Origin of the sequence: Pseudomonas mosselii (assembly GCF_003205295.1) — a bacterium.
GTDB lineage: Bacteria > Pseudomonadota > Gammaproteobacteria > Pseudomonadales > Pseudomonadaceae > Aquipseudomonas > Aquipseudomonas mosselii_B.
This window is the reverse complement of sequence record NZ_QJRP01000028.1, coordinates 29,602-52,424: the sequence shown is the minus strand read 5'-3', so window position 1 is coordinate 52,424 and position 22,823 is coordinate 29,602. Positions and strand designations below refer to the sequence as shown.

At 68.0% G+C, this 22,823-nt stretch carries 24 protein-coding genes; 14 read left to right on the top strand and 10 right to left on the bottom strand.

Features of this window, described 5'->3' with window-relative positions; genetic code table 11:
• The first annotated feature begins 29 nt into the window (after window positions 1-29).
• On the top strand, window positions 30-980 hold the full coding sequence (locus DMX06_RS20835; protein WP_110739141.1) for an adenosine deaminase: 951 nt from the start codon (window positions 30-32) through the stop codon (window positions 978-980).
• On the opposite strand, the gene DMX06_RS20830 is transcribed toward DMX06_RS20835, so the two are convergent.
• A complete protein-coding gene (locus tag DMX06_RS20830) occupies window positions 977-1,687 on the bottom strand; it encodes an ArsR/SmtB family transcription factor (RefSeq protein ID WP_110739140.1) in 711 nt (236 codons plus the stop codon). The genes DMX06_RS20835 and DMX06_RS20830 overlap by 4 nt on opposite strands.
• A gap of 489 nt (window positions 1,688-2,176) precedes the next feature.
• Between DMX06_RS20830 and DMX06_RS26625 the strand changes: the two genes are divergently transcribed.
• On the top strand, window positions 2,177-2,374 hold the full coding sequence (locus DMX06_RS26625) for a hypothetical protein (protein WP_082337625.1): 198 nt from the start codon (window positions 2,177-2,179) through the stop codon (window positions 2,372-2,374).
• On the opposite strand, the gene DMX06_RS20820 is transcribed toward DMX06_RS26625, so the two are convergent.
• Window positions 2,325-3,506, bottom strand: coding sequence for a multidrug effflux MFS transporter (locus tag DMX06_RS20820; protein WP_110739139.1), 1,182 nt, complete (start codon window positions 3,504-3,506; stop codon window positions 2,325-2,327). The genes DMX06_RS26625 and DMX06_RS20820 overlap by 50 nt on opposite strands.
• A 237-nt stretch (window positions 3,507-3,743) precedes the next feature.
• Complete coding sequence (locus DMX06_RS20815; protein WP_110739138.1) at window positions 3,744-3,941, bottom strand: heavy-metal-associated domain-containing protein; 198 nt, start codon at window positions 3,939-3,941, stop codon at window positions 3,744-3,746.
• A gap of 146 nt (window positions 3,942-4,087) precedes the next feature.
• Between DMX06_RS20815 and DMX06_RS20810 the strand changes: the two genes are divergently transcribed.
• Genes DMX06_RS20810 through cueR form a run of 3 tightly spaced genes read left to right on the top strand, consistent with a single transcriptional unit; the run spans window position 4,088 to window position 7,329 of the window.
• A complete protein-coding gene (locus tag DMX06_RS20810) occupies window positions 4,088-4,474 on the top strand; it encodes a hypothetical protein (RefSeq protein WP_110739137.1) in 387 nt (128 codons plus the stop codon).
• 54 nt (window positions 4,475-4,528) lie between these two features.
• Window positions 4,529-6,928, top strand: coding sequence for a heavy metal translocating P-type ATPase (locus DMX06_RS20805; protein WP_110739136.1), 2,400 nt, complete (start codon window positions 4,529-4,531; stop codon window positions 6,926-6,928).
• Window positions 6,925-7,329 carry a Cu(I)-responsive transcriptional regulator gene (gene cueR, locus DMX06_RS20800; protein ID WP_050703630.1) on the top strand — a complete coding sequence of 135 codons (405 nt, stop codon included), beginning with the start codon at window positions 6,925-6,927 and terminating at the stop codon, window positions 7,327-7,329. The genes DMX06_RS20805 and cueR overlap by 4 nt, the downstream gene beginning before the upstream one ends.
• 18 nt (window positions 7,330-7,347) lie before the next feature.
• Here the strand turns inward: cueR and DMX06_RS20795 are convergent, their stop codons facing one another.
• Both DMX06_RS20795 and DMX06_RS20790 read right to left on the bottom strand, forming a co-directional pair.
• Window positions 7,348-8,124: an AraC family transcriptional regulator gene (locus tag DMX06_RS20795; RefSeq protein WP_110739135.1), complete on the bottom strand. Its 777-nt coding sequence runs from the start codon at window positions 8,122-8,124 to the stop codon at window positions 7,348-7,350.
• A 48-nt stretch (window positions 8,125-8,172) separates the two neighbouring features.
• The gene (locus DMX06_RS20790; protein ID WP_110739134.1) at window positions 8,173-9,450 is read right to left on the bottom strand and encodes an acetyl-CoA C-acetyltransferase; all 1,278 of its coding nucleotides are present in this window, start codon (window positions 9,448-9,450) and stop codon (window positions 8,173-8,175) included.
• Window positions 9,451-9,565: 115 nt separating this feature from the next.
• Here DMX06_RS20790 and DMX06_RS20785 point away from each other — a divergent pair, with 115 nt between their 5' ends.
• From DMX06_RS20785 to DMX06_RS20755, 7 genes are all read left to right on the top strand, one after another.
• Entirely contained in the window at window positions 9,566-10,918 is a 1,353-nt protein-coding gene (locus tag DMX06_RS20785) for a 3-oxoacyl-ACP reductase (protein WP_110739133.1), read from the top strand.
• A 2-nt stretch (window positions 10,919-10,920) separates the two neighbouring features.
• Entirely contained in the window at window positions 10,921-11,772 is an 852-nt protein-coding gene (locus DMX06_RS20780; protein ID WP_110739132.1) for a MaoC family dehydratase, read from the top strand.
• 56 nt (window positions 11,773-11,828) lie between these two features.
• Complete coding sequence (locus DMX06_RS20775) at window positions 11,829-12,134, top strand: MazG-like family protein (RefSeq protein ID WP_110739131.1); 306 nt, start codon at window positions 11,829-11,831, stop codon at window positions 12,132-12,134.
• Window positions 12,131-12,880 carry a methyltransferase domain-containing protein gene (locus DMX06_RS20770; protein WP_110739130.1) on the top strand — a complete coding sequence of 250 codons (750 nt, stop codon included), beginning with the start codon at window positions 12,131-12,133 and terminating at the stop codon, window positions 12,878-12,880. The genes DMX06_RS20775 and DMX06_RS20770 overlap by 4 nt, the downstream gene beginning before the upstream one ends.
• 20 nt (window positions 12,881-12,900) lie before the next feature.
• Window positions 12,901-13,533, top strand: coding sequence for a DUF4136 domain-containing protein (locus tag DMX06_RS20765; RefSeq protein WP_110739129.1), 633 nt, complete (start codon window positions 12,901-12,903; stop codon window positions 13,531-13,533).
• A 19-nt stretch (window positions 13,534-13,552) separates the two neighbouring features.
• Complete coding sequence (locus DMX06_RS20760; protein WP_050703622.1) at window positions 13,553-14,113, top strand: DUF4136 domain-containing protein; 561 nt, start codon at window positions 13,553-13,555, stop codon at window positions 14,111-14,113.
• A 144-nt stretch (window positions 14,114-14,257) separates the two neighbouring features.
• Window positions 14,258-16,210: a pilus assembly protein TadG-related protein gene (locus DMX06_RS20755; RefSeq protein WP_258378899.1), complete on the top strand. Its 1,953-nt coding sequence runs from the start codon at window positions 14,258-14,260 to the stop codon at window positions 16,208-16,210.
• Here DMX06_RS20755 and DMX06_RS20750 read toward each other — a convergent pair.
• Complete coding sequence (locus DMX06_RS20750) at window positions 16,195-18,831, bottom strand: PAS domain-containing sensor histidine kinase (protein ID WP_181427875.1); 2,637 nt, start codon at window positions 18,829-18,831, stop codon at window positions 16,195-16,197. The genes DMX06_RS20755 and DMX06_RS20750 overlap by 16 nt on opposite strands.
• The gene (locus DMX06_RS20745; protein WP_110739128.1) at window positions 18,828-19,271 is read right to left on the bottom strand and encodes a TadE/TadG family type IV pilus assembly protein; all 444 of its coding nucleotides are present in this window, start codon (window positions 19,269-19,271) and stop codon (window positions 18,828-18,830) included. Before DMX06_RS20745 ends, DMX06_RS20750 begins: the two co-directional genes overlap by 4 nt.
• Before the next feature lie 75 nt (window positions 19,272-19,346).
• Here DMX06_RS20745 and DMX06_RS20740 point away from each other — a divergent pair, with 75 nt between their 5' ends.
• Both DMX06_RS20740 and DMX06_RS20735 read left to right on the top strand, forming a co-directional pair.
• A complete protein-coding gene (locus DMX06_RS20740) occupies window positions 19,347-19,817 on the top strand; it encodes an A24 family peptidase (protein ID WP_110739127.1) in 471 nt (156 codons plus the stop codon).
• Between the two features lie 113 nt (window positions 19,818-19,930).
• Window positions 19,931-20,713, top strand: coding sequence for a response regulator (locus DMX06_RS20735; protein ID WP_375538110.1), 783 nt, complete (start codon window positions 19,931-19,933; stop codon window positions 20,711-20,713).
• A gap of 231 nt (window positions 20,714-20,944) precedes the next feature.
• Here the strand turns inward: DMX06_RS20735 and DMX06_RS20730 are convergent, their stop codons facing one another.
• From DMX06_RS20730 to DMX06_RS20720, 3 genes are read right to left on the bottom strand one after another with little or no spacing between them, the layout of a single operon-like run.
• Window positions 20,945-21,205, bottom strand: a complete 261-nt coding sequence (locus tag DMX06_RS20730; protein ID WP_110739125.1) for a DUF3613 domain-containing protein — start codon at window positions 21,203-21,205, stop codon at window positions 20,945-20,947.
• Between the two features lie 13 nt (window positions 21,206-21,218).
• Window positions 21,219-21,920, bottom strand: a complete 702-nt coding sequence (locus tag DMX06_RS20725) for a tetratricopeptide repeat protein (protein WP_110739124.1) — start codon at window positions 21,918-21,920, stop codon at window positions 21,219-21,221.
• Between the two features lie 13 nt (window positions 21,921-21,933).
• The gene (locus DMX06_RS20720) at window positions 21,934-22,821 is read right to left on the bottom strand and encodes a type II secretion system F family protein (RefSeq protein ID WP_110739123.1); all 888 of its coding nucleotides are present in this window, start codon (window positions 22,819-22,821) and stop codon (window positions 21,934-21,936) included.
• Window positions 22,822-22,823 lie beyond the last annotated feature (2 nt).

Genomic DNA, 22,823 nt, shown 5'->3' with positions numbered 1-22,823 from the left:
GCCAACCGTACCTGATCGAGATTGCACACATGTATGAATGGCTGAACGCCCTGCCCAAGGCGGAACTGCACATGCACCTGGAGGGCTCGCTGGAGCCCGAACTGCTGTTCGCCCTGGCCGAACGCAACAAGATTGCCTTGCCCTGGGCGGACGTCGAGACCCTGCGCAGCGCCTATGCCTTCAACAACCTGCAAGAGTTTCTCGACCTCTACTACCAGGGCGCCGATGTCCTGCGCACCGAGCAGGACTTCTATGACCTGACCTGGGCCTACCTGCAGCGTTGCAAGGCGCAGAACGTCATCCACACCGAGCCGTTCTTCGACCCGCAGACCCACACCGACCGGGGCATCCCGTTCGAGGTGGTGCTCGATGGCATCAACCGGGCCTTGAAGGATGGCCGCGAGCAGCTTGGCATCAGCAGCGGCCTGATCCTCAGCTTCCTGCGCCACCTGAGCGAAGACGAAGCGCACAAGACCCTGGACCAGGCCCTGCCATTTCGCGACGCCTTCGTCGCCGTGGGCCTGGACAGCTCGGAGCAAGGCCATCCGCCGAGCAAGTTCCAGCGCGTCTTCGACCGCGCCCGCAGCGAAGGTTTCCTGACCGTGGCCCATGCCGGCGAGGAAGGACCGCCCGAATACATCTGGGAAGCCCTCGACCTGCTGAAGATCCAGCGGATCGACCACGGCGTGCGCGCCATCGAGGACGAGCGCCTGATGCAGCGCATCATCGACGAGCAGATCCCGCTGACCGTCTGCCCGCTGTCCAACACCAAGCTGTGTGTGTTCGAACACATGGGCCAGCACAACATTCTCGACATGCTCGAGCGTGGGGTGAAGGTCACGGTCAACTCCGATGATCCGGCCTACTTCGGTGGCTACGTCACCGAGAACTTCCATGCCCTGCACCAGCACCTGGGCATGACCCAGGACCAGGCACGCCGCCTGGCGCAGAACAGCCTGGATGCGCGGCTGGTCCGCTAGCCGGCCTGTCGGGCCGGGAGGCAGGCGATCGCGTTGATCTGCTGCTGGCCGAGCGGTGTGAGCTGCACCGCCCGGCTGCCCTCCTGCTCACGCACCCAGCCCGACTGGGTGAACAGCCGAAGCAAGGCCTTGCCCAGGCAGCCGCCCAGGTGCGGGCCCTGGTCGTTCCATTTGCTGCAGTGACAGATCACGCAGCCGCGCCGGTCGCCGGCGGCCAGCGCGTCGATGAACACCCCCAGTGCCTGCAAGTGCTCCTTACCCTCCTGGCTCACCGACAGGTACTGCTCGCTCCCTTCCAGCCAGCCGGCCACATGCAGGCGCTGGAGCAGTGCGGCGGCCACTTCGCCGCCCAGATGGTCGCCACACAGGCGCGCCTTGCGCATCGACAGGGGTATCTGCAGCGTCGTGCCCTGCTCTGCAGGTGAACGGGTCACCAGTTGAACGCTGGCCAGCGCCTCCACCGCGGTGCCGACCTCCGGCGTCGCCAGGCGGAAGAAGCGCTTGCGCCCGCGCGCCTCGTGCCTGAGCAGCCCGGCACTGGACAACAACGATAGGTGCGCGCAGGCCGACGAGGTGCTCAACCCGATGAGTACGGCAAGCTCGTCCGCCGCACGCGGGGTGCCATCGATCAACGCCCACAACATGGCGCTGCGCTTGGGATCGGCCATCAGGCTGGCGACCTGACTGATGCTGCGGACTGCGTTCATGAACCTGAAGCTCCCTGATGAATCCCGCCTGCTGGCGAACGCCGCAGATGCCCTGCCTCCGGTTTGGGCAAGCGCGGGATGGTTCGTGTGCCGGAGGGTGGGCACCAGCCCTGGGAAACGCTCACCCGGCGCTGATGCCGGAGGCAGTATAAGCCGCTGGAGGGTGCTCGCCTTGAGGGAGGCATGCCCCGGATGGGTCGGGATTTGCCTCCTAAAAAACGTTCTGAAAGATGCGTCTGTCAGAGCGAAAGACGGCTGATTCTGCCCATCCCCCGTACTACCGTGGCTGTAGCGGGAGCGCGGCTGACAGCTGCTATCAGGGGGCTCGATATGTCCGACGAGGAGGGGGAAAATTTCCACCTTGCAAAACAGAAGGTCTCCCTACTTCAGACCGTCATGACCGTCAGTCAGGGTACTGATCCTGGTCATGGCGCAGGCAGGGCCCAGCGCTACACTAGATCCACTCCCGCTCACTGGAGGTGGATCGCGATGAAGATTGTCGTCAGTGCGTCGAACCGGAATCCCGCCTGCCCTTGGCAGGTCCAGCTCGACCAGCATGTGGTGAGTTTCCGTAGCGAAGCCGAGGCGCGGTCGTTCGTCGCCCTGCTCGAGGCGCGTCTCAACGCGCCCCACCCGCTCACGCAGGCCGGCTGGCCTGCAGGCGCCGGGTCAGCATTGCGACACTGACCACCAGCGCGCCGCACAGGCTGATCACCAGCGCCATGGGCACCGCGCTGCCGTCGTGCAGCACCCCGACCAGCGCCGCCGCGCCCGCCGCGACGCTGAACTGCAGGCAGCCCATCAAGGCCGAGGCACTGCCCGCCCGCGTTCCTTGCCCGCTCATGGCGCAGGCCGAGGCGTTGGGGATGATGCAGCCGAGGCTGGCTATGCACACGAACAGCGGCACCAGTAATGGCCAGAGCTGTTGCGGGCGCAACGCCGCGACCACCAGCAGCGCCAGCGCCGCCACCAGGTACAACCACACCGCTCGCGCCAGCAGGAACGCCGGACCGCGCTTGGCCAGCAGCCGCGCGTTGACCTGGGCCATCAGGATGAAGCCGGCGGCGTTGGTGCCGAACAGCCAGCCGTAGTGCTCGGGCGGCACGCCGTAGAGTTTGATGAATACGAACGGCGAACCGGCGATGTAGGCGAACATCCCGGCGATGGCGATACCGCCGGTCAGCGCATGGCCGACGAACACCCGGTCGCCGAACAGGCTCAGGTACTGGCGCAGCGCGCCCGACAGCGGCTGGCGTGGAATATGGGCCGGCAGGCTCTCCGGAAGACCCAGGCCGACGGCCACCAGGCACGCCGCGCTGAACAGGCCAAGGGCCAGGAAGATCGACTGCCAGCCGGCCACGTTGACCAGCACGCCACCGAGCATCGGTGCGAGGATCGGCGCCAGGCCCATCACTAGCATCAGCTGCGAGAACACCTTGGCCGAGGCCACCGCGTCGCACTTGTCGCTGACGATCGCCCGCGACAACACCATCCCCGCGCAGCCACCCAGGGCCTGGACGAAACGCGCCAGGATCAGGCTGTCGAGATTGGGGGCGTAGGCGCAGGCCAGCGACGCCACGGTGAACAGGCCGACCCCGAACAGCAGCGGCAGGCGCCGGCCGAAACGGTCGGCCACCGGCCCGTAGGCGAGCTGGCCCAGGGACAGGCCGAGGAAGTAGGCGGCCAGGGTGGCCTGCACATGCTTTTCGTCGGTGCCGAAGGCATGCGCCATGGCCGGGAAGGCCGGCAGATAGAAGTCGATCGCCAGAGGCCCGAACGCACTGAGGGCGCCGAGAATCAGCAAGGTTCGCAGGTTCATGGAGAATCCATAGCAGGCTAAGCAAGTCCGCTAGTCTACCTGCACTGGATCAGTGGGCGTTGAAAACCTTTGTAATAATTGATCCTGGGTGTCCTGTAGGAAAACAGTCGGCGAACAGGAATACAGCAGAATCGGCGTGGGAGCGGGCTTGCCCCGCGATGAGGCCAACCAGGCCAGCATCATTGCCTGTCCTGGCGCAATCGCGGGGCAAGCCCGCTCCCACGGTAGCTTGGCCGATCAGGCCACCTCGGCCTGATACCCCTCTTCACGAATCGCCGCCAGGATCTGATCCGTCGCCAGGGCACTTTCCACCCGCACCTGGCGCGCCGCCAGGTCCACTTCCACCCGCGCCGCCGCATCCTGCTCCTGCACCGCCCGGGTCACGCCCTTCACGCAATGGCCACAGGTCATGCCTTGCACATTGAACACTTGCATCGAGGTTGCCTCCTTGTGGGTTTTGCCCAGTCTCAGCCTTGCCATCGGGGCAAGGTCAAGTTCCGAGGAAAACGGCCGGGCTGGAAATCCGCGCGCGGCTCGGCCAAGCTGCGCCTTTGACGATTTTGGCAAGCAGGAGATTTTTCATGATCAGGGCAGCATTGGGCCTCGTCGGATTGCTGGGCGCGCTAGCCGTCGTGCCACCGGCCAGCGCCGAGGGCAATTCGGACTACAGCGTGCTGATCATTTCCCGGGAACGCCTGGAAGTGGCCACCAGCTGCGAGATCGGCATCTATCTCAACGACCAGTTGTCCGGCCGCCTGTTCCAGGAGCAGGCGACCTCGTTCAACCTGCCGCCGGGCCCCGTCGATGTGCGCCTGCGTCTGCTGCCCGGGCAGGTACCCGGCTGCGCAGCCGGCATCGAGGACCAACGCAGCACGCGCCTGACCCTGCAGGCGGGCCAGATCAACAAATACCGGATTGCCATGGGGCAAAATGGCCTGGTGCTCAAGAGAGCCGGCCTGGGCTATTGACCTTGCCCGCATGGCAAGGTTGATGCTGGAGGCCTGTCCACGGAGGAGAGAGCCATGCCCGCATCCACCACCTTCGACCTGCCGATCGGCGGCATGACCTGCGCCAGCTGCGCAGGTCGGGTCGAACGCGCCCTGCGCAAGGTCACCGGTACCGAACACGTCAGCGTCAACCTCGCCACCGAGCAGGCCCGGGTCCAGGCCCCGGCAGACAGCCTGCCAGCGCTGGTCGACGCGGTGCGCGACGCCGGCTACAGCGTCCCCACCCGCATCCTCGAACTGCAGATCGGCGGCATGACCTGCGCCAGCTGCGCCGGCCGGGTCGAGCGCGCCCTCGGCAAGCTGCCGGGGGTCGAGCAGGTCAGCGTCAACCTGGCCAGCGAACGCGCCCACCTCGAAGTGCTCGAGGGCGTCGACGACGGCGCGCTGATCGCCGCGGTCGAGAAGGCCGGCTACAGCGCCACCCTGCCGCGTACTCCCCACGATGACCAGGCCCAGGCCCGACGCCGCCTGCGCAACGAACGCCTGGCGGTCGGCGCCGCCCTGCTGCTGGCCCTGCCACTGGTGCTGCCGATGCTGGTGCAGCCCTTCGGCCTGCACTGGATGCTGCCGGCCTGGGCGCAGTTCCTGCTGGCCACACCGGTGCAGTTCATCCTTGGCGCGCGCTTCTATGTCGCTGCCTGGAAGGCCGTGCGCGCCGGTGCCGGCAACATGGACCTGCTGGTCGCCCTGGGCACCAGCGCCGGCTACGGCCTGAGCCTGTACCAATGGGCCAATGCCCACGCTGGCATGGAGCCGCACCTGTACTTCGAAGCCTCGGCGGTGGTGATCGCCCTGGTGCTGCTGGGCAAGTACCTGGAAAGCCGCGCCAAGCGCCAGACCGCCAGCGCCATCCGGGCACTGGAAGCCCTGCGCCCGGAACGCGCCGTGCGGGTGATCGACGGGCGTGAGGAAGACGTTGCCATCAGCCAACTGCGCCTCGACGATGTTGTGCTGGTCAAGCCCGGCGAGCGCTTCCCGGTCGATGGCCAGGTGCTCGAAGGCAGCAGCCATGCCGATGAGGCCCTGATCAGTGGCGAAAGCCTGCCGGTGCCCAAGCAGCCCGGCGACGCGGTAACCGGTGGCGCCATCAACGGCGAGGGCCGCCTGCTGGTGAAGACCCTGGCGCTGGGCACCGAGACCGTGCTCGCCCGCATCATCCGCCTGGTCGAGGACGCCCAGGCGGCCAAGGCGCCAATCCAGAAGCTGGTCGACCGGGTCAGCCAGGTGTTCGTCCCCGCGGTACTGGTGCTGGCCCTGATCACCCTGGTCGGCTGGTGGCTGGCCGGCGCACCGCTGGAAACAGCGCTGATCAACGCCGTCGCCGTGCTGGTGATCGCCTGCCCCTGCGCCCTGGGCCTGGCCACGCCCGCCGCGATCATGGCCGGCACCGGCGTCGCCGCCCGCCACGGCATCCTGATCAAGGACGCCGAAGCGCTGGAGCGCGCCCATGCAGTCAACCGCGTGGTGTTCGACAAGACCGGCACCCTCACCTCCGGCAGCCCGCGCATCGTCCACCAACAGGCCAGCAGTGGCGATGACAACGAACTGCTGCGCCTGGCCGGCGCCCTGCAACGCGGCAGCGAGCACCCGTTGGCCAAGGCGGTGCTCGACGCCTGCGCCGAACGCCATCTTGATGTACCACAAGTGGCCGACAGCCAGTCCCTCACCGGCCGTGGCATCGCCGGCCAGGTGGACGGCCGCGAGCTGGCCCTGGGCAACCGCCGCTTGCTCGACGAGAGCCGACTGGTGCCGGGCGAGCTGGCTGCCAGCGCCCAGGCCTGGGAGGCCGAGGGCCGTACCTTGTCCTGGCTGATCGAACTCGGCAACCAACCCCGCGTGCTGGGCCTGTTCGCCTTTGGCGACAGCCTCAAGCCCGGCGCCGACCAGGCCATCGCCGCCTTGCATGCGCGCCACATCAGCAGCCACCTGCTGACCGGCGACAACCGCGGCAGCGCCAAGGTGGTTGCCGAGGCCCTCGGCATCGACGACGTGCACGCCGAAGTGCTGCCGGCGGACAAGGCCGCCACCGTGGCCGCGCTCAAGCAGCAGGGCGTGGTGGCCATGGTCGGCGACGGCATCAACGATGCCCCGGCGCTGGCGGCCGCCGACATCGGCATTGCCATGGGCGGCGGCACCGACGTGGCCATGCAGGCGGCCGGCATCACCCTGATGCGCGGCGATCCGCGCCTGGTGCCCGCCGCCCTGGAGATCAGCCGCAAGACCTACGCGAAGATCCGCCAGAACCTGTTCTGGGCATTCATCTACAACCTGATCGGCATCCCCCTGGCCGCGCTGGGCTACCTCAACCCGGTGCTGGCCGGTGCCGCCATGGCGCTGTCCAGTGTCAGCGTGGTGAGCAACGCCCTGTGGCTGAAGACCTGGAAACCCACCGCCATCGACCAGGAGGCCCCATGAATATCGGCCAGGCCGCCCGCCGCAGCGGGCTCAGCGCCAAGATGATCCGCTACTACGAGTCCATCGGCCTGCTGCGCCCCGCCACGCGCAGCGAAAGCGGCTACCGGCTGTACCAGCAGGAGGACCTGCACAGCCTGGCATTCATCAAGCGCTCGCGCGACCTGGGCTTTTCCCTGGAGGAAGTCGCCAGGCTGCTGACCCTGTGGCAGGACCGCCAGCGCGCCAGCGCCGACGTGAAGGCCCTGGCCATGCAGCATATCGAGGCGCTTAACAAGCGCATCGAGGAACTGGTGAGCCTGCGCGACACCCTCGGCGAGCTGGTGGCCCACTGCCAGGGCGATGACCGGCCGGACTGTCCGATTCTCAAGGACCTGGCCAATGGCAGCGGATGCTGCCATTGAACGCCTTCGGCGCCCCAGCTACAGGCGCAGCTCCCCCGGGGTCGCGCCGAACAGTTGGCGGAACGCGGCGATATAGGCCGAGGTCGAGTCATAGCCGCAGCCCAGCGCGGCCTGGGTGACGCTCTCCCCGGCCTCCAGCAGCGCCAGCGACGACAGCAGGCGCATGCGCTGGCGCCAGTTGCGAAAGCTCAGCCCCGTCTCGCGCTGGAACAGGCGCATCAGGGTCTTTTCCGACACCTCGAGTTGCACCGCCCACTGCTGCAGGGTCTGGGTTTGGTCGGGTGCGGCGATCAGCCCATTGCACAATGCCAGCAGCCCCGGATGGCGCGGCAACGGCAGCGAGAAGCCCACCTGCGGCAGGGTACGCAGCTGGTCCAGCAGCACCGACACCAGCCGCGCCTCGGCACTGTCGCCCTCCGGGTAGTTCACCGCGAAGGTGCAGAACTGCTTGATCAGCTCCCGCGCCAGCGGCGTGACTTCCAATACCCGGCATTCGCCCAGCGCCCAGGGGCAGGCGTCGCGGCGCACGTACAGGCTGCGCATCTCGGCCTGCATCGAGGTCAGCACTTCGTGCTCGGTGCCGGCCGGGATCCACACACCCCACTGCGGCGGGGCGAAATAGCTGCCGTCGCTGGTGTAGACGCCGAGCACGCCACTGATGGCATAGGAGAACTGCACCCAGTCATGCTGGTGACGGGTGGTCCAGGACCCGGCTCCCAGGCTCTCGGCACGGGCGTAGAGCGGCCTGGGCAGGTGGTCCAGGGCAGGGATGGGACGCGGTCCGGTGATCGACATGCTAAGGCCTGGTGTCTCGGGTCGGACAAGGGTACCAGCCATCGCAGGCTAACGTTCGACGATCGCCGTCACCCCCTGCCCGCCCGCCGCGCAGATCGAGATCAGGCCACGCCCCTTGCCACGCTCGCTGAGCAGCTTGGCCATGTTCGCCAGTATCCGCCCTCCCGTCGCCGCGAACGGATGCCCCGCGGCCAGCGAGCTGCCCTTCACGTTCAGCCTGGCGCGATCGATCGCCCCCAATGGCCCTTCGAGCCCCAGGCGCGTGCGGCAGTAGTCCGCATCCTCCCAGGCCTTGAGGGTGCACAGCACCTGGGCGGCGAAGGCTTCGTGGATCTCGTAGAAGTCGAAATCCTGCAAGGTCAGGCCATTGCGCGCCAGCAGCCGCGGCACCGCATACACCGGCGCCATCAGCAGGCCCTCCTGGCCGTGGACGAAATCGACCGCCGCCGCCTCGCCGTCCACCAGGTAGGCCTGCACCTTCAGCCCCTGTGCCTCGGCCCAGGCTTCGCTGCCGAGCAGCACCAGCGAGGCGCCATCGGTCAGCGGCGTGGAGTTGCCCGGCGTGAGCGTGCCCAGGCCACTGCGCTCGAACACCGGCTTTAGCTTGGCCAACTGCTCCAGGGTCAGGTCGGCGCGCAAGTTGTTGTCCCGGGTCAGGCCAAGGTAGGGCGTGAGCAGGTCGTCGTGCCAGCCTTCACGGTAGGACGCCGCCAGGTGCTGATGGCTGAGCAGGGCCAGTTCATCCTGCTCCTCACGGCCGATCTGCCAGGTCTGCGCCATGCGCTCGCAATGCTCGCCCATCGACAGCCCCGTGCGTGGCTCGCCATTGCGCGGCAACTCGGGCTTGAGCAGGCCCGGGCGCAGTTTCAAAAAGGGCTTGAGACGCTCGCCGAGGCTCTTGCCGCGGTTGGCCTGCAGCAGGATCTGCCGCAGCCCTTCGCTCACCGCAATGGGCGCGTCCGAGGTGGTGTCGACGCCCCCAGCGATGCCACTGTCGATCTGCCCCAGGGCGATCTTGTTGGCCACCAGCAACGCCGCTTCCAGGCCGGTGCCGCAGGCCTGCTGGATGTCGTAGGCCGGGGTCTGCGGCGACAACCTCGAGCCGAGCACGCACTCGCGGGTCAGGTTCATGTCACGCGAATGCTTGAGCACCGCGCCCGCCGCCACCTCACCCAGGCGCAGGCCGTGCAGCCGGTAACGCTCCACCAGGCCCTCGAGGGCCGCCGTGAGCATCGCCTGGTTGCTGGCCTTGGCGTAGGCGCCGTTGGAGCGGGCGAAGGGAATCCGGTTGCCCCCCAGGATCGCGACCCGGCGAATTGACTGCATGCGTGTTCCTCCTGAAACAATTTGATCCTTAAGCCTAGGTTCTTTTCGCGCATTCGAACGACCCTGCCACAAACTTGGTCCACACTTGCATGCTTGCCTTCAGGGAGAACCGTACATGAGCGACCGCTATCTGGGCTTTGCCAACTCCACCCTCGGACGAAAACTGGTCGACGCCCTCGGCCTGCCCCGCCCGGTGCCGCTGGAGCGCTGGCAGGCCGGACGCCTGCGCCCCATCGAGGGCGCGCTGGTGCTGGGCGGCGGGCCGCTGGCACGCCAGGTGGCGGCGATCGCCCCGCGTCTGACGGCCGACTGCTACGGCTTCGGCAGCGAAGCGCTCGAGGCCCCCGCCTGGGTCGCGGGTCTCGGGCCGAAGCTCAAGGCGGTGGTGTTCGATGCCAGTCACCTGTCCGACAGCGATGCCCTCAAGCAGTTGCGCGAATTTTTCCAACCCCTGCTGCGCAGCCTGGCCTCCAGCGCCCACGTGGTGATCCTGGGGCGTGCGCCAGAAGCCGTGGTCGATGCGCAGGCCAGCGTCGCCCAGCGGGCCCTTGAAGGCTTCAGCCGCTCGCTGGCCAAGGAACTGCGTAATGGCGCCACGGCCAACCTGCTGTATGTCGCCGAAGGCGCCGAAAGCCAGCTCGAGGGCGCGCTGCGGTTCTTCCTTTCGCCCAAGAGCGCGTTCGTTTCCGGCCAGGTCCTGCGCCTGGCGCCCTGCGCCGCCCAGGTGCAGGACTGGACCCGGCCGCTGGCCGGCCGTCACGCGCTGGTCACCGGCGCCGCCCGGGGCATCGGCGCGGCGATTGCCGAAACCCTGGCCCGGGACGGCGCCGAGGTGACACTGCTCGACGTGCCCCAGGCCCAGCGCGACCTCGACGCCCTCGCCGCACGCCTGGGCGGCCGCGCCCTGGCGCTGGACATCTGCGCCGCCGATGCCGCCGCGCAACTGCTCGAAGCCCTGCCCCAAGGCCTGGATATCGTCGTGCACAACGCCGGCATCACCCGCGACAAGACCCTCGCCAACATGACCCCGGAGTACTGGGACGCGGTGCTGGCCGTCAACCTCAAGGCGCCCCAGGTGCTGACCGAGGCGCTGTTCGAGGGCGGCAAGCTGCACAGGGATGCGCGCATTACCCTGCTCGCTTCGGTCAGCGGCATCGCCGGCAACCGCGGCCAGTCGAACTACGCGGCCAGCAAGGCCGGGCTGATCGGCTTCGCCCAGGCCTGGGGGCCACGCCTGGCCGAGCAGGGCGCCAGCATCAACGCCGTGGCGCCGGGCTTCATCGAGACCCACATGACCGCGGCCATGCCCATGGGCCTGCGCGAAGCCGGTCGGCGCCTGAGTTCGCTGGGCCAGGGCGGCTTGCCGCAGGACGTCGCCGAAGCCATCGCCTGGCTCAGCCAGCCGGGCTCGGGCACGGTCAATGGCCAGGCCCTGCGGGTCTGCGGCCAGGCCTTGATGGGAGCCTGACCATGACCCGACCCTGGCACGACCTGCACAGCCCCGACTCGCGGCCGAACCTGTACCTGCGCGCCCTCGGCAAACGCAAGATCCGTGGCAGCCAGCTGCCGGATCAGGGCCTGCGCTGCCTGTTGCGGGTCGACCCCGCCAACCTGGCGGCCTATCGCCGGCTCTGCCACTTCGCCGACGACGGCCGCCTGCCGGGTACCTACCCGCACATCATGGCCTTCAGCTTGCAACTGCAGTTGCTCACCGCCGAGGCATTTCCCTTCCCGCTGCTGGGGCTGGTGCACCTGCACAACAGCCTGCAGGTGCTGCGCCCCCTGGGCGGCATCGACGGGCTGCGCTTCGCGGTGTATGCCGACAACCTGCAACCTCATGAAAAGGGCGGCACCTTCGACCTGGTGACCGAGGCCGAGGACGGCCTTGGCCTGCTCTGGCGCGAGACCAGCCGCATGCTGGTGCGCGGACTCAAGCTCGACGCGCCGGCCGCGGACCTGGCCGAGACGACGCCCGCCGCTCTGCCCGAGGCCACCCGCTGGTATGCCGACGGCGACATCGGCCGGCGCTACGCCAGGGTCTGCGGCGACTACAACCCGATCCACCTGAGCAGCCTTACCGCGCGCCTGTTCGGCTTCCCCAGGGCCATCGCCCACGGCATGTGGAGCAAGGCCATGGCGCTGGCGGCATTGCAGGGGCACCTGCCCAAGGCCGGGTATGCCTTCGCGGTGGACTTCCACAAGCCGGTGCGCCTGCCTTCGGAGGTGATACTGAGCGCCAGCGAGGCGGGGCCGAGCGGCGAGCTGCGCCTGGATGGCCACGGCGGGCTGCTGCATATGCTCGGCAGCTGGCGCACGCTCTGATCGGGCTTGCTTTGCAAGGCACCTCGCCGGAAGCTATGCGCCACGAGGAGACCCCGATGAACCTGCAAGAACTGACCGAACGCCTGCACCGCATCCGCGACACCAACGACTGGCGGGTGTTCCACAGCCCGAAGAACCTGGCCATGGCCGCCAGCGTCGAAATGGCTGAACTGATAGAGATCTTCCAGTGGCTGAGCGAGGACCAGTCCCGCCAGCTGCCCGCCGACAAACTCGTCCATGCCGGTCAGGAAGTGGGCGATATCGTCCTTTACCTGTTGCTGCTGTGCAGCGAATTGGGCCTGGACATGGACGAGGTGGTGCGGGCCAAGCTCGCCGACAGCGAGAGGCGCTTCGGCAAATGAACGACCGTCACTTCGATGAACTGGCCAGCCGCTTCGCCGAGAAGATCTACGGCGGCGCCAAGGGCGCCATCCGCCTGGCGGTGCTCCAGGCCGACCTGGCCGAAGCCCTGCCCGACCGTCCGCTGCGGGTGCTCGACATTGGCGCGGGCCTCGGCCACATGGCCCTGTGGCTGGCCCAGCGCGGCCACCAGGTGACCCTCGCCGAACCCGCCGCGCCGATGCTCGACGGCGCCCGCGCGCGCTTCGCCGAAGCCGGCCAGCAGGCGACCTTCATCCAGGCGCCCTGGCAGGACCTGCTCGGCCAGCTCACCGAACCCTACGACCTGGTGCTGTGCCACGCGGTGCTCGAATGGCTGGCCGAGCCCGAGAGCATCCTGCCGGTCCTGCATCAACTGACCGCGCCGGGAGGCTGGTTGTCGCTGGCCTTCTACAACCGCGACGCGCTGGTCTACCGCAACCTGCTCAAGGGGCATTTCCGCAAGCTGCGGCACAATCGCCTGGCCGGTGAAAAGCAGAGTCTCACGCCACAGAAACCACTTGATCCGCGCGAGCTCAAGGCGCAACTTGAAGCTCTGTGGAAGGTCGAAAGCGAGAGCGGCGTACGGGTATTCCACGACTACATGCCCAAGGAGTTCCAGGACAAGGCCGAGCTGCTCGATCTGCTGGAGATGGAACTGGCGCACCGCCGCCATCCCAGCTTCGCCGGCCTGGGCCGCTACCTGCACTGGATGTGCCGCCCCCACTGACCCGCTTGCCAGGAGGATCCATGCCGTATCGTCTGCTCTGCCTGGCCTTGCTCCCCCTCGCCCTGGCCGCCTGCCAGGGCAGCAACCCCTATGTCGCCAGCGGCAAGCCGCTGCCACCAGCGCCGCACCAGGCCGCCAGGACCTTCGATGCCAGCGCCTATCCCGCGCCGGTACGCGATTACGGCCGTTATCGCAGCTGGAGCTGGCGCAACAACCAGCCACCCGGAGGCCTGGTCAACGCGACGCCGGGCCAGCTGGCCGACGCGGTGAGCGGCGCCCTCGACCAGCACGGCCTGCGCCCGGCCCACAATGCCCCCGCCGACCTGCTGGTCAGCGCCGACGTACGCCTGGAACGGCGCCTGCGCCAGGTGCGCGACTACGACTACGATCCCTACTACGGCCCCTACCCCTACGGTAGCGTCGGCTACGGTGGCTACCGCAACGGCTATGGCGGCTACGCCAGCGTGCCGATCGTGCGCACCTACGAAGTCGAAGTGATGGTGGTGCGCATCGACCTCTTCGATGCCCGCAACGGCCAGCCGGTGTGGAGCGCCAGCGCCGAAAGCGGCAGCGACAAGGACTCGCCGCGTGAACGCGAAGGCGCCCTGCGCGAGTCGGTGAGCAAGGCGATGAACGGCTATCCTCCCAGCTAACGTTCAACGGAGAACCATCATGTTGCGCCGTCTCGTTCTACTGTCCTTCGCCCTGCTGCTGGCCGCCTGTTCGAGCAACAACGTGCAGCACGACTTCGATGCCAGCCGCGATTTCGCCGCCTACCGCAGCTGGGCCTGGCAGGAGCCGGGCCTGCAATATCGCCCGGACGACCCGCGGATCAAGAGCGACCTGACCGAGCAGCGCATCCGCCAGGCGGTTGCCGGCCAGCTCGACCAGCGCGGCCTGCGCCCGGTCCAGGGCAATGCCCGGGCGGATGTGAAGGTGCGCGCCTACCTGATCGTCGAGGACCGCCAGCAGCAGATCACCACCAACTACGGCGGTGCCTGGGGTGGCTACTGGGGCGGTTACTGGGGCGGACCGATGTACAACGAGACGCGCAGCGTCGACTACAAGGTGGCGACCATCCAGGTCGACCTGTTCGACGGACGTGACGGCAAACTGGTATGGCGCGGCAGCGCCGAGCAGATCATGAACAACTACCCGCCCAGCCCGCAGGAGCGCAACGCGGCGATCCAGAAGACCGTGACCCAGGTGTTGAGCAACTACCCGCCGCATTGAGGCCTGCGCGTGCCCCTGTAGGAGCGGCGCAAGGCCGCTCCTACAGAGATCGCGTACAGCAGGCAAGGCAACTTGCCATCACCTTGACTACACTCCTTGCACCGCCGCCGCGCTGCCGGGCCACAGGCCGGCAAAGGAGTGCCCGTGGTTCCTCGTTCCGCTGTGCGCCAACGCGGCGCGATCGGCCTGATGGCCGCGCTGACCATGGGCCTGGCCCTGGTGTTCATGCTCCTGACCGTCGACAGCGGCCGCCTCTACCTCGAGCAACGCAAGCTGCAGCGCATCGCCGACATGGCCGCGCTGGAGGCCGCCGAGCACGGCGGAGTCTGCGGCGGCAGCGGCCCGCAGGCGTCCACCCTGGCCCGCACCGCGGCCACCCGCAACGGCCACTCACCCTTCAATCCACTGATCGCCAGCTGTGGCTACCTGCGCACCGGCATCGACAACCTGCGCACCTTCAACGCCGACAACGCGCGCAACGAGGCGATCAAGGTCGAGGTCAGCAACGTGGTCAGCACCAGCGTCGCCGGTGGGGTATACGCGCTGGTCCAGGGCGGGGCCATCGCCCGCACCACCACGCTGCGCGCCAGCGCGGTGGCCGGCAGCCCAAGAGCGCCCCAGGCGCGGCTGAGCATCCGCACCACCCTGGCCACCGTCAACTCGACCCAGGGTTCGGTGCTCAACGCCCTGCTCAAGGCCCTGGGCGGCTCGGCGCAGCTCGATGTGCTGGGCTGGCAGGGCATCGCCAACACCCAGCTCGACCTGTTGAAGTACCTCGACCAGCTGGCCGTGGACCTGCACCTGGATATCGGCGACTACCAGCAACTGCTCAATGCCGACACCAGCGCCACCGTGCTGCTGCAGGCCGCGGTCAAGGTGCTGCAGCAAAGCGGCGCCGCCGTCGATGTGATAACCAACCTGGGCAAGCTGGCAGCGGACCTGCCGGTGGGCGGCCTGCAACTGGGCGATCTGCTCGACCTGCAGAACGGCACGGCCCAGGCCGGTCTTGACGCCAGCATCCAGCTGCTGCAACTGGTGCAAGGGGTGATCCAGCTGGCGGCCAGCGAGCACGCGGTCAACGCCAACCTGCCGATCAATGTGCTCGGGCTGGTCAATGGCCGCGTGCAACTGCGGGTGATCGAGCCCCCGCAGATCTCGGCGGTGGGCGACCCGCGCACGGACGAGCTGCGCATTCATACCGCCCAGATCCGCGCGTTGGTGTCACTCGACCTGCCCCTGCTGAGCGGCATCGCCGGGCTGCTCAACGCCGTGCTGGACCTGGCCGCGCCACTGACCAATGTGCTCAACAACCTGCTCAGCCTGAACCTGCTGGGCACCGTGCAGTCGCTGACCTGCGCCCTGGGCATTCCGTGCAAGGTCAGCGACATCAAGCTGCTGGACGGCCAGGTGCATATCGATATCGGCATCGAAGTGGCCGAAGGCAGCAGCCGCCTGCGCCCGGCACCACCCGACAACTACACCTGCACCCCGAAAAGCCTGACCACCCTCACCCAGCGCTCGGCGGCGAAGATCGCCATCGGCAGGTTCGATTCCCCGGCGGACTTCCTCAGCAACGGCACCACCGTGGTCAAGGCCCTGCCGGTCATCGATATCGGCACCAATGTCTGCAGCCGCCTGCTGATCCTGCCGCCGTCCTGCGGCACACGGGTGCCCTATGCCGGCGGTGGCATAGGCCTGCGGGTGGACAGCAAGCTGCTGGGCAATGGCCCGGTCGAAAAGACACTGCTGTTCAGCGGCGCCCACGCCCCGACCGAAATCGGCCAGGAACCTGCCTACCAACCCATGGACAGCGACCAGGCCCAGGTGGTGGCGAGCCTGTCCGACACCCTGGCGGGCATCCACCTGGAAGCCTACAAGCCCACCGGCAATGGCGGCCTCGGCCAGGTGCTGGTGCTCACCGCCGGACTGCTGGACGGGGTGAAGAACATCCTCGAACCGGTCATCAAGAACCTGCTCGGCCCCCTGCTCGATCCCCTGGTCAACGGCTTGCTCAAGGTGCTCGGCATCGACCTGCTCGACGCCCAGGTCGGCACCAACCTCAGTTGCGCCAGCGGCCACGCTCAACTGGTGCTGTGAAGGGGCAGCTCGACCCGCAAGCACGCGCCGTCGGCGCCGTTGTCCACGCTCAGGCGGCCTCCCATCTGGCTGACGATGCCATGGCTGACCGACAGGCCCAGCCCGGTGCCGACCCCGGCCGGCTTGGTGGTGAAGAAGGGTTCGAAGATCCGCTCGTGCAACTGCGGATCGATCCCGCCGGCGTTGTCCTCCACCAGCAGCCATAAGCATCCGCCATGCAGCGCCTGGCGTACCCGGATCCACGGCTGTGCCACCTGCTTTTCCAGCAAGGCGTCACGTGCGTTGACCATCAGGTTGATCAGCACCTGTTCCAGCTGGTCCTGGTGCCCGAGCACCTGCGCCAAGGCCTCCGGCGGTTCCAGGCGCAGCGTCACGCCCTTGCCGCGCAGGCCTTCCTCGAGCAACGCCCCGGCGCCTTCCACCGCGGCCCAGGCGGCGAAGCACTCGCGCTCGACCGCCGAGCGCCGGCCATACACCCGCATATGGTCGACCAGTCGGGCGGCGCGCTCGACCTGGGCCTCGATACGGCGCAGCTTGTCCTGCAGGTAGGCCTGATCGGCGGCGCCGTTCTCCAGGCGCTTGAGGGTGTTGGCGACCGCCATGCGCATCACGTTGAGCGGCTGGTTGATCTCGTGCAGCAGGCCGGTGGCCAGCTCGCCGAGGGTCGCCATCTTCGCGCCCTGCAGCAATTGCTGCTGGCTGCGCCGCACCTCGGTGTTGTCGCGCCCCACGGCCTGGACCTCCAGCAGGTTGCCGTCGGCGTCGAACAAGCCACGGTCGGCCCAGACCCACCAGGCGTGCTCGCGGCCGGGCAGTTGCAGGCAGATCTCCGCGCTGCTCACCGGCTGCTCCGGGGTCAGCGCCCGCAGGCGCAGGAGAAAGGCCTCGCGCTGGCCGGCAGACAGCCACTGCCCAAGGTCGGCACCCTGCAACTGCTCAGGCGTGCAGCCCAGGTAATCGCCCAAGGGTCGGTTGCCGAACAATACGGTCAGGTCCGGGCGATAGCGGCAGATCATCGCCGGCGAGTCCTCCACCAGTACGCGGTAGCGCTCCTCGCTCTGGCGCATGCGCTCGGCGGCCTCGGTGGCCTCGCTGACGTCCAGCCACAAGCCGACCACCTCCAGCGGCTGGCCGAGGTCATCACGCAACAGGCGAGCCTCGTCGAGCATCCAGTGATAGCCACCGAGGTGATCGCGCAGGCGATAGCGGCAACGCACCAGACCATCGCGCAACAGGCTGCGGGTGCGCTCGAGCCACAGCGGGCGGTCGTCCGGATGCACCGCCAGGCCCGGCTGGCGGGCCTGCTCGCTGTCGGCCGCCCAGCCCAGCAACGGCGCCAGGCTGGCGCTGTAGAAGTCGCTGTGCAGCGCGCCTTCGGCATAGCGCTGCACGTAGATCACCGCGGGTGAGCGGGCGATCAGGTTCTCCAGGCGGGCACGGGCCGCGCCGGCCTGCTGCTCCTGGGCCTTGAGGGCGCTGATATCGAGCAGAAAGCCACGCAGTCGGCCGCCCTGGCCCTGGCCGGCCCAATGGAACCAGCGCGGCGGTGCCTGGGGGGCGCTGTCCGGCAGACGCACGCTCAGGCTCAGGGTTTGCCCGCCACGGGCTTGGTCCAAGGCCAGTTGCGCCGGTTCGCGGTCCGCCGGGTGCAGGCGGGCCAGCCATTGACCGAGGCTGGCCCGATTCGGCAGCCCGAGGTTCGCCGCCAGGGCCGGATCCAGCTGCAACTCACCCTCCGCCGGCCACTCCCACCACCCCGCGCCCAATTGCCGCTGCAGGTCGTCGAGGTGATGGGCCTGGTGTTGCAATTGCTGGCGGCGATGGCGCACCAGCAGCGGCTCGGTCAAGGTCCGCACCAGGGCCAGGGCCATGTCGACCGCAGGCGCCTGCCGTGCGCCGGCGCACAGCATCCAGGCCTCGGCCTCCAGGCCCTGCCGGTAGGGCACCAGGAACAGCGACGCGCCGCCGCACAGGGCAAGCAGCTCTGGGTCATCATCGACTTCGATCAAGGTATGGGCCGGCCAGCGGTCCAGGCGGTCCCCCAACTTGCGATCGTCGGGCCAGGGCCAGGCCTGGTCGCTGCTGGCATAGTGGCGCCAGCCTCCCGGCTCGCGCAGCATCAGCCGCAGCGCGGCCGCCTGCCAGTGCTCGGCCAGGCTGTGCAACTGCTCGCGGGTCGTCTGCGCCAGGCGTTCGCTGCCGCACTCGCGCAGGGCATGGCCGATCTCACCGAGCAAGGGCCGCTGACGGTCCCAACGCTGTTCGCGCAGCAGGTCGCCGATATCGAACAACTGCAGCATCCAGCCCTGCTCGTGCCGCTGCAGCCAGCCACGGGTGTGCAGCGCGTGGCCCATGACGGTGTGAAAGTCCAGGTCCAGGGGCTGCCCCTGCCAGTCGGCGGGCTGCCCTTCGAGCACCAGCCAGCTGTGCCGCTCCAGGTAGTCGTGCACCCGCGCCCCCGCCTGTCCGGGCAAGGCCAACAAACTGCGCAGCGGACCGCCCAGGCGCAGCACCCGCGCCTGGTCGTCGAGCCACAGCTGCAGGCCAATGGCCGGCGCCACTTCGGGCGTCTGGGACGGGGCCGGCGCGGCGAACCAGCGATCGAACAGGCTACCACTCACAGTTGCAGGCTCGCCTGGGCCTGCAGCCGCGCGGGCAGCTTAGGTACGTCACCCACCACCGGCAGCACCAGGGTCGGCAGCACCCGCGTCAGGCGCGAGCGCGGGTAGTCGATCACCACCGTGAGCACCTTGTCCACTCCAACCGTGACCCGGGTGTCGGTGAGCACGTTGAACCCCAACGCGTCGGGCATCCACGCCAATTGCTGGCCGATCACCTGGCGGGCCAGCCCCTGCACGTCCAGCTCAAAGGTCTGGCTGGTCGGGTCCACGGCCACGCAGCGGCGCACCGCCTCGCTGCTGGCCTGGTTGAACGACTGCAGCATAAGCATCGGCAGGGCGTAGCTGACCAACCCGTAGAACACCGCGAAAAACACCATGAATACCGCGACAAACTCGATGGCTGCCGCGCCTTTTTGCTGTCCCGCCGGGCCTGCCTTCATGATCGCGTCTACCCTGACTGTGAGACCTGTCTGAAAGCATAGAACCGTTCAACGAATAGGGATGGCAATTTGCCAATGCAAAGCATTGTTCTCCTGATGTGGCTTGCCTTGTGCACCGAACAAGATGTCCGTGAACGGCAAATCTCCAATGCCCTGACCCTCGGGGTCGCGGCATGCGCCCTGGCCTGGCTGTTCGCCACCGGACGCAGCTGGATTGGCGCCGAGGCAAGCGAGGCCGGCTGGGCCCTGGCCATCGTCATGCTGCTCACCCTGCCCGGCTACATGCTCGGCCGCTTCGGCGCCGGCGACGTCAAGCTGATGGGCGCCCTGGCCCTGGCCACCAGCCCGCAGTACGTGCTCGGCACCTTCATCGGCGCCGGGGTCACCGTGCTGGCCTGGATGTTCGGCCGGCGACGCCTGTGGACCCTGCTCAATCCCAAGGTGAAAAAGCGCCTGCAGGCGCTGGCCGAACAGGTCGGCGACAAGCAGCCCTTTGCCCCCTACGTGCTGGCCGGCTTCCTGCTGACGGCCGTCTGGATCCAATAACCGACCGGTGGGCCGCTTCGACGGACAAGGCGCATGTACATAATTGCAAAGTGCGACTACTTTTCTACCTGCCAGAGCGTCTGGCCCGGGAGCAGAGCCGATACAACAGGGAGTTGATCGTGAATAAATCTGTCAGTGAGGTGAAAGTGCTGGTGGTCGACGACCAGCCAGTGATCGTCGAAGAGTTGTGCGAATTCCTCGAAAGCGAGGGCTACCGTTGTGTACCCGCCCATTCCACCGGGCAGGCCATCGACTGCTTCAAGGCCGACGAGACCATCGGCCTGATCCTCTGCGACCTGCACATGCCCGAGCGCGATGGCATCGAGCTGGTCCGCACCCTCAAGCAGATCACCGGGCCGCAGCGCATGTTCGAGGCGATCATGCTGACCGGCCGCGCCGACAAGCAGGACGTGATCCGCGCCTTGCGCGAGGGCTTTGCCGACTACTACCAGAAACCCATGGACCTGGACGAACTGCTCGAAGGGGTGCGCCGCCAGGAAGCGGCGCTGCTCGAACGGCGCCGCAACTTCCGCGAGCTGGGCAGCCTCAACCAGCGCCTGCAGGAGCTGGCCGAATCCATCGATGACCTCTACCAGGACCTGGAAAAAGCCCGTGGCCAGGGCACCCACCGCCGCGCTAGCGACGCCGAGGACGGCGAGGCGGAGCTGCCCGCCGCCTTCGAGAAGCTGTCACCGCGCCAGCTTGAGGTGGCCCGGCTGGTGAGCAAGGGCAAGACCAACTACCAGATCGCCTGCGAACTGGGCATCACCGAGAACACGGTGAAGCTGTACGTGTCGCAGGTGCTGCGCCTGACCCACATGCACAACCGCACGCAGCTGGCGCTGGCGTTGACCCCGCGTTCGTCGCCGGTGCATCAGCGGTTTACCACGCATTGATCTTGTGAGTACCGCATCTCTGTAGGAGATCGCCCAGCCTTTCCGGGCTGCGCTTTCGCGCAGGGAACTGTCCCTCTGTGGGAGCGGCCTTGCCAAGGCGTCGGACCGGTCGGAAAGGGGCGCGCAGCGGCCCCAGATTCCGAGCCACCATCAAAATTGCTGGGGGCTGCTGCGCAGCCCTTTCGCGACGCAAGGCCGCTCCCACAGGCATCGCGCCACAGCTGTAGGTTCTCAATTGTTCGACGAACTGATCTTGGTCCAGCGGTAGAAGTCAGGAATCGCATACTTGTAGCTGTCCAGCCAGCGCTGCATGGCCTGGTCTCGTTCCTTGTCGGTCTGCTCCTGGCGCACGCTGGACGCCTGGCGATTGCTCGCCTGCACCTGCAGCAGGGCTTCGGTGGCGGTCTGCGGGCGCGGCTGGCGCGGTGGTTCTTCGGCCTGGGCCAGCAGCGGCGCGGCCAGGCAGGCCAGGACGATCCAGGGCTTGAACATGATCACCTCCCGATCAGTTGATGGCCGCGGCCGAGGATTCGGTCGCCGCCAGCGGGCCGCGCCCGTTGGACCTGATGCGCTGTGCCCGGGCCTGGGCCTCGGCGAACTGCTCGGGCTTCAGGCGCAGGCGATTGACCAGGTCCTCCGCCTGGCGCCAGTTGTCCTGCACCAGCGACAGGGTCACCAGGTTCACTGCCGGTAGCGCGTTGTCATCCTTGAGCTCGATGGCGGTGAGGAACTCGAAGCGCGCCTGTTCGTGGTTGCCCAGGTTCATCTGCACCACGCCCAGGTCGTTGCGCACCTTCTCGTCGGTGGGTGCCAGGCGTGCCGCCCGCTGCAGGTTGCGCAGGGCCTGGACGTCGTCACCACGGGCCGAGGCCAGCTGGCCCAGGCCGTGCTCGCCCTCGGCGGCCAGGCAGCCGCCGAGCAGGCTGCGGTAGAGCGGCTCGGCCTCGCCGCGCCCGAGCAGGCGCAGCACCTTGGCCTTGCGCAGGCGGACCTGGTCGAGGGTTTCGGGCAACTGTTCCAGGTGCGCCAGGCCGGCGTGCGGGCGCCCCTCGCCGATCATCTGGTCGGCCATGTCCAGGCTCAGTTGCTGGTCGGCATCGGGCTTGCTGCAGGTGCCGCCACCGAGCAGGCGGGACAGGCCCTCGGGAGGCTGGCCGGCGCAGCCGGTGAGCAGCAACAGGCCGATGAACGTCAGGATCGCTTTCATGTCCGTTTCTCCCTCATGATCCCAAGGCCCGCGCCAGCGCGGAAAAACCTGGCCCGGCCAGGACGATCAGCAACGCCGGGAACAGGAACACCATCATCACCGCCGACATCTTCGCCGACATCTTCGACACCCGCTCCTGCAAGCCGGTCAGGCGCCGGTCGTCGAGCAGTTCCTTGAGCGCGAGCAGCGATTTCATCGAACCACTGCCCTGCACCAGCAGCTGCTGGAGAATGACGCAAGTGTCGATCAACTCGTCCACCGCCAGCAGGCGCGCGGTCTTTTCCAGCTCAGGGCCCAGGGCCAGGCCGGAATCGACCCGCTGCAGGACCAGGCGCAATTCTTCACTGATGTTCGGCACCAGGCTGCGGCCTTCATGGGCCAGCACCCGCAGGGCCTGCTCCACCGCCAACCCGGTTTCGAAGAGGATGCGCAGCAACGGGATCAGCAGGCTCACCTCCTGGGCGATCTGCCGCTGACGCCGCGCCGCCGCCAGCACCAGCAGGCGCTTGGGCAGCAGGTAGCCCGCGCCCATCGCGCAGAGCACCAGCACGCCCCAGTGCCCACGGTTCTCCCCGGGCAGGCCATGGGCCAACAGCAGCGCCACGCCCACCGCCAGCAGCGGCAAACCCAACTGCACGGCGGCGAACAACGCCCGTTGCCGGCTGCGCCGCCAGCCCAGGCGGTCGAGCAGCGCCTGGGTCTCGCCGTCCAGCCGTTGCAGGCGCCGCCCCAGCGGGCTGCTGCCCAGCCACTGCAGCCAGTCGCCAAGCCGCTCGTCAGGGGCCAGTCGCCCCAGCAGGCGTCGCGCCACCCGCTGACGGGCCCGCCATTGCTGGGCGACCTGCAAGGCCAGCAGCACAAAGGCGGCGAACAGGAACAGCGCACAGAGCAACAAGGCCATGG

Bases quoted from the DNA above. Each gene is read 5' to 3' on its own strand.
- cueR (WP_050703630.1), top strand. From the start codon at position 6,925: ATGAATATCGGCCAGGCCGCCCGCCGCAGCGGGCTCAGCGCCAAGATG.
- DMX06_RS20765 (WP_110739129.1), top strand. From the start codon at position 12,901: ATGCCGTATCGTCTGCTCTGCCTGGCCTTGCTCCCCCTCGCCCTGGCC.
- DMX06_RS20795 (WP_110739135.1), bottom strand. From the start codon at position 8,124: ATGTCGATCACCGGACCGCGTCCCATCCCTGCCCTGGACCACCTGCCC.
- DMX06_RS20760 (WP_050703622.1), top strand. From the start codon at position 13,553: ATGTTGCGCCGTCTCGTTCTACTGTCCTTCGCCCTGCTGCTGGCCGCC.
- DMX06_RS20815 (WP_110739138.1), bottom strand. From the start codon at position 3,941: ATGCAAGTGTTCAATGTGCAAGGCATGACCTGTGGCCATTGCGTGAAG.
- DMX06_RS20805 (WP_110739136.1), top strand. From the start codon at position 4,529: ATGCCCGCATCCACCACCTTCGACCTGCCGATCGGCGGCATGACCTGC.
- DMX06_RS20790 (WP_110739134.1), bottom strand. From the start codon at position 9,450: ATGCAGTCAATTCGCCGGGTCGCGATCCTGGGGGGCAACCGGATTCCC.
- DMX06_RS20820 (WP_110739139.1), bottom strand. From the start codon at position 3,506: ATGAACCTGCGAACCTTGCTGATTCTCGGCGCCCTCAGTGCGTTCGGG.
- DMX06_RS20730 (WP_110739125.1), bottom strand. From the start codon at position 21,205: ATGTTCAAGCCCTGGATCGTCCTGGCCTGCCTGGCCGCGCCGCTGCTG.
- DMX06_RS20725 (WP_110739124.1), bottom strand. From the start codon at position 21,920: ATGAAAGCGATCCTGACGTTCATCGGCCTGTTGCTGCTCACCGGCTGC.
- DMX06_RS20810 (WP_110739137.1), top strand. From the start codon at position 4,088: ATGATCAGGGCAGCATTGGGCCTCGTCGGATTGCTGGGCGCGCTAGCC.
- DMX06_RS20720 (WP_110739123.1), bottom strand. From the start codon at position 22,821: ATGGCCTTGTTGCTCTGTGCGCTGTTCCTGTTCGCCGCCTTTGTGCTG.
- DMX06_RS26625 (WP_082337625.1), top strand. From the start codon at position 2,177: ATGAAGATTGTCGTCAGTGCGTCGAACCGGAATCCCGCCTGCCCTTGG.
- DMX06_RS20835 (WP_110739141.1), top strand. From the start codon at position 30: ATGTATGAATGGCTGAACGCCCTGCCCAAGGCGGAACTGCACATGCAC.
- DMX06_RS20780 (WP_110739132.1), top strand. From the start codon at position 10,921: ATGACCCGACCCTGGCACGACCTGCACAGCCCCGACTCGCGGCCGAAC.
- DMX06_RS20745 (WP_110739128.1), bottom strand. From the start codon at position 19,271: ATGAAGGCAGGCCCGGCGGGACAGCAAAAAGGCGCGGCAGCCATCGAG.
- DMX06_RS20775 (WP_110739131.1), top strand. From the start codon at position 11,829: ATGAACCTGCAAGAACTGACCGAACGCCTGCACCGCATCCGCGACACC.
- DMX06_RS20785 (WP_110739133.1), top strand. From the start codon at position 9,566: ATGAGCGACCGCTATCTGGGCTTTGCCAACTCCACCCTCGGACGAAAA.
- DMX06_RS20830 (WP_110739140.1), bottom strand. From the start codon at position 1,687: ATGAACGCAGTCCGCAGCATCAGTCAGGTCGCCAGCCTGATGGCCGAT.
- DMX06_RS20770 (WP_110739130.1), top strand. From the start codon at position 12,131: ATGAACGACCGTCACTTCGATGAACTGGCCAGCCGCTTCGCCGAGAAG.
- DMX06_RS20740 (WP_110739127.1), top strand. From the start codon at position 19,347: ATGCAAAGCATTGTTCTCCTGATGTGGCTTGCCTTGTGCACCGAACAA.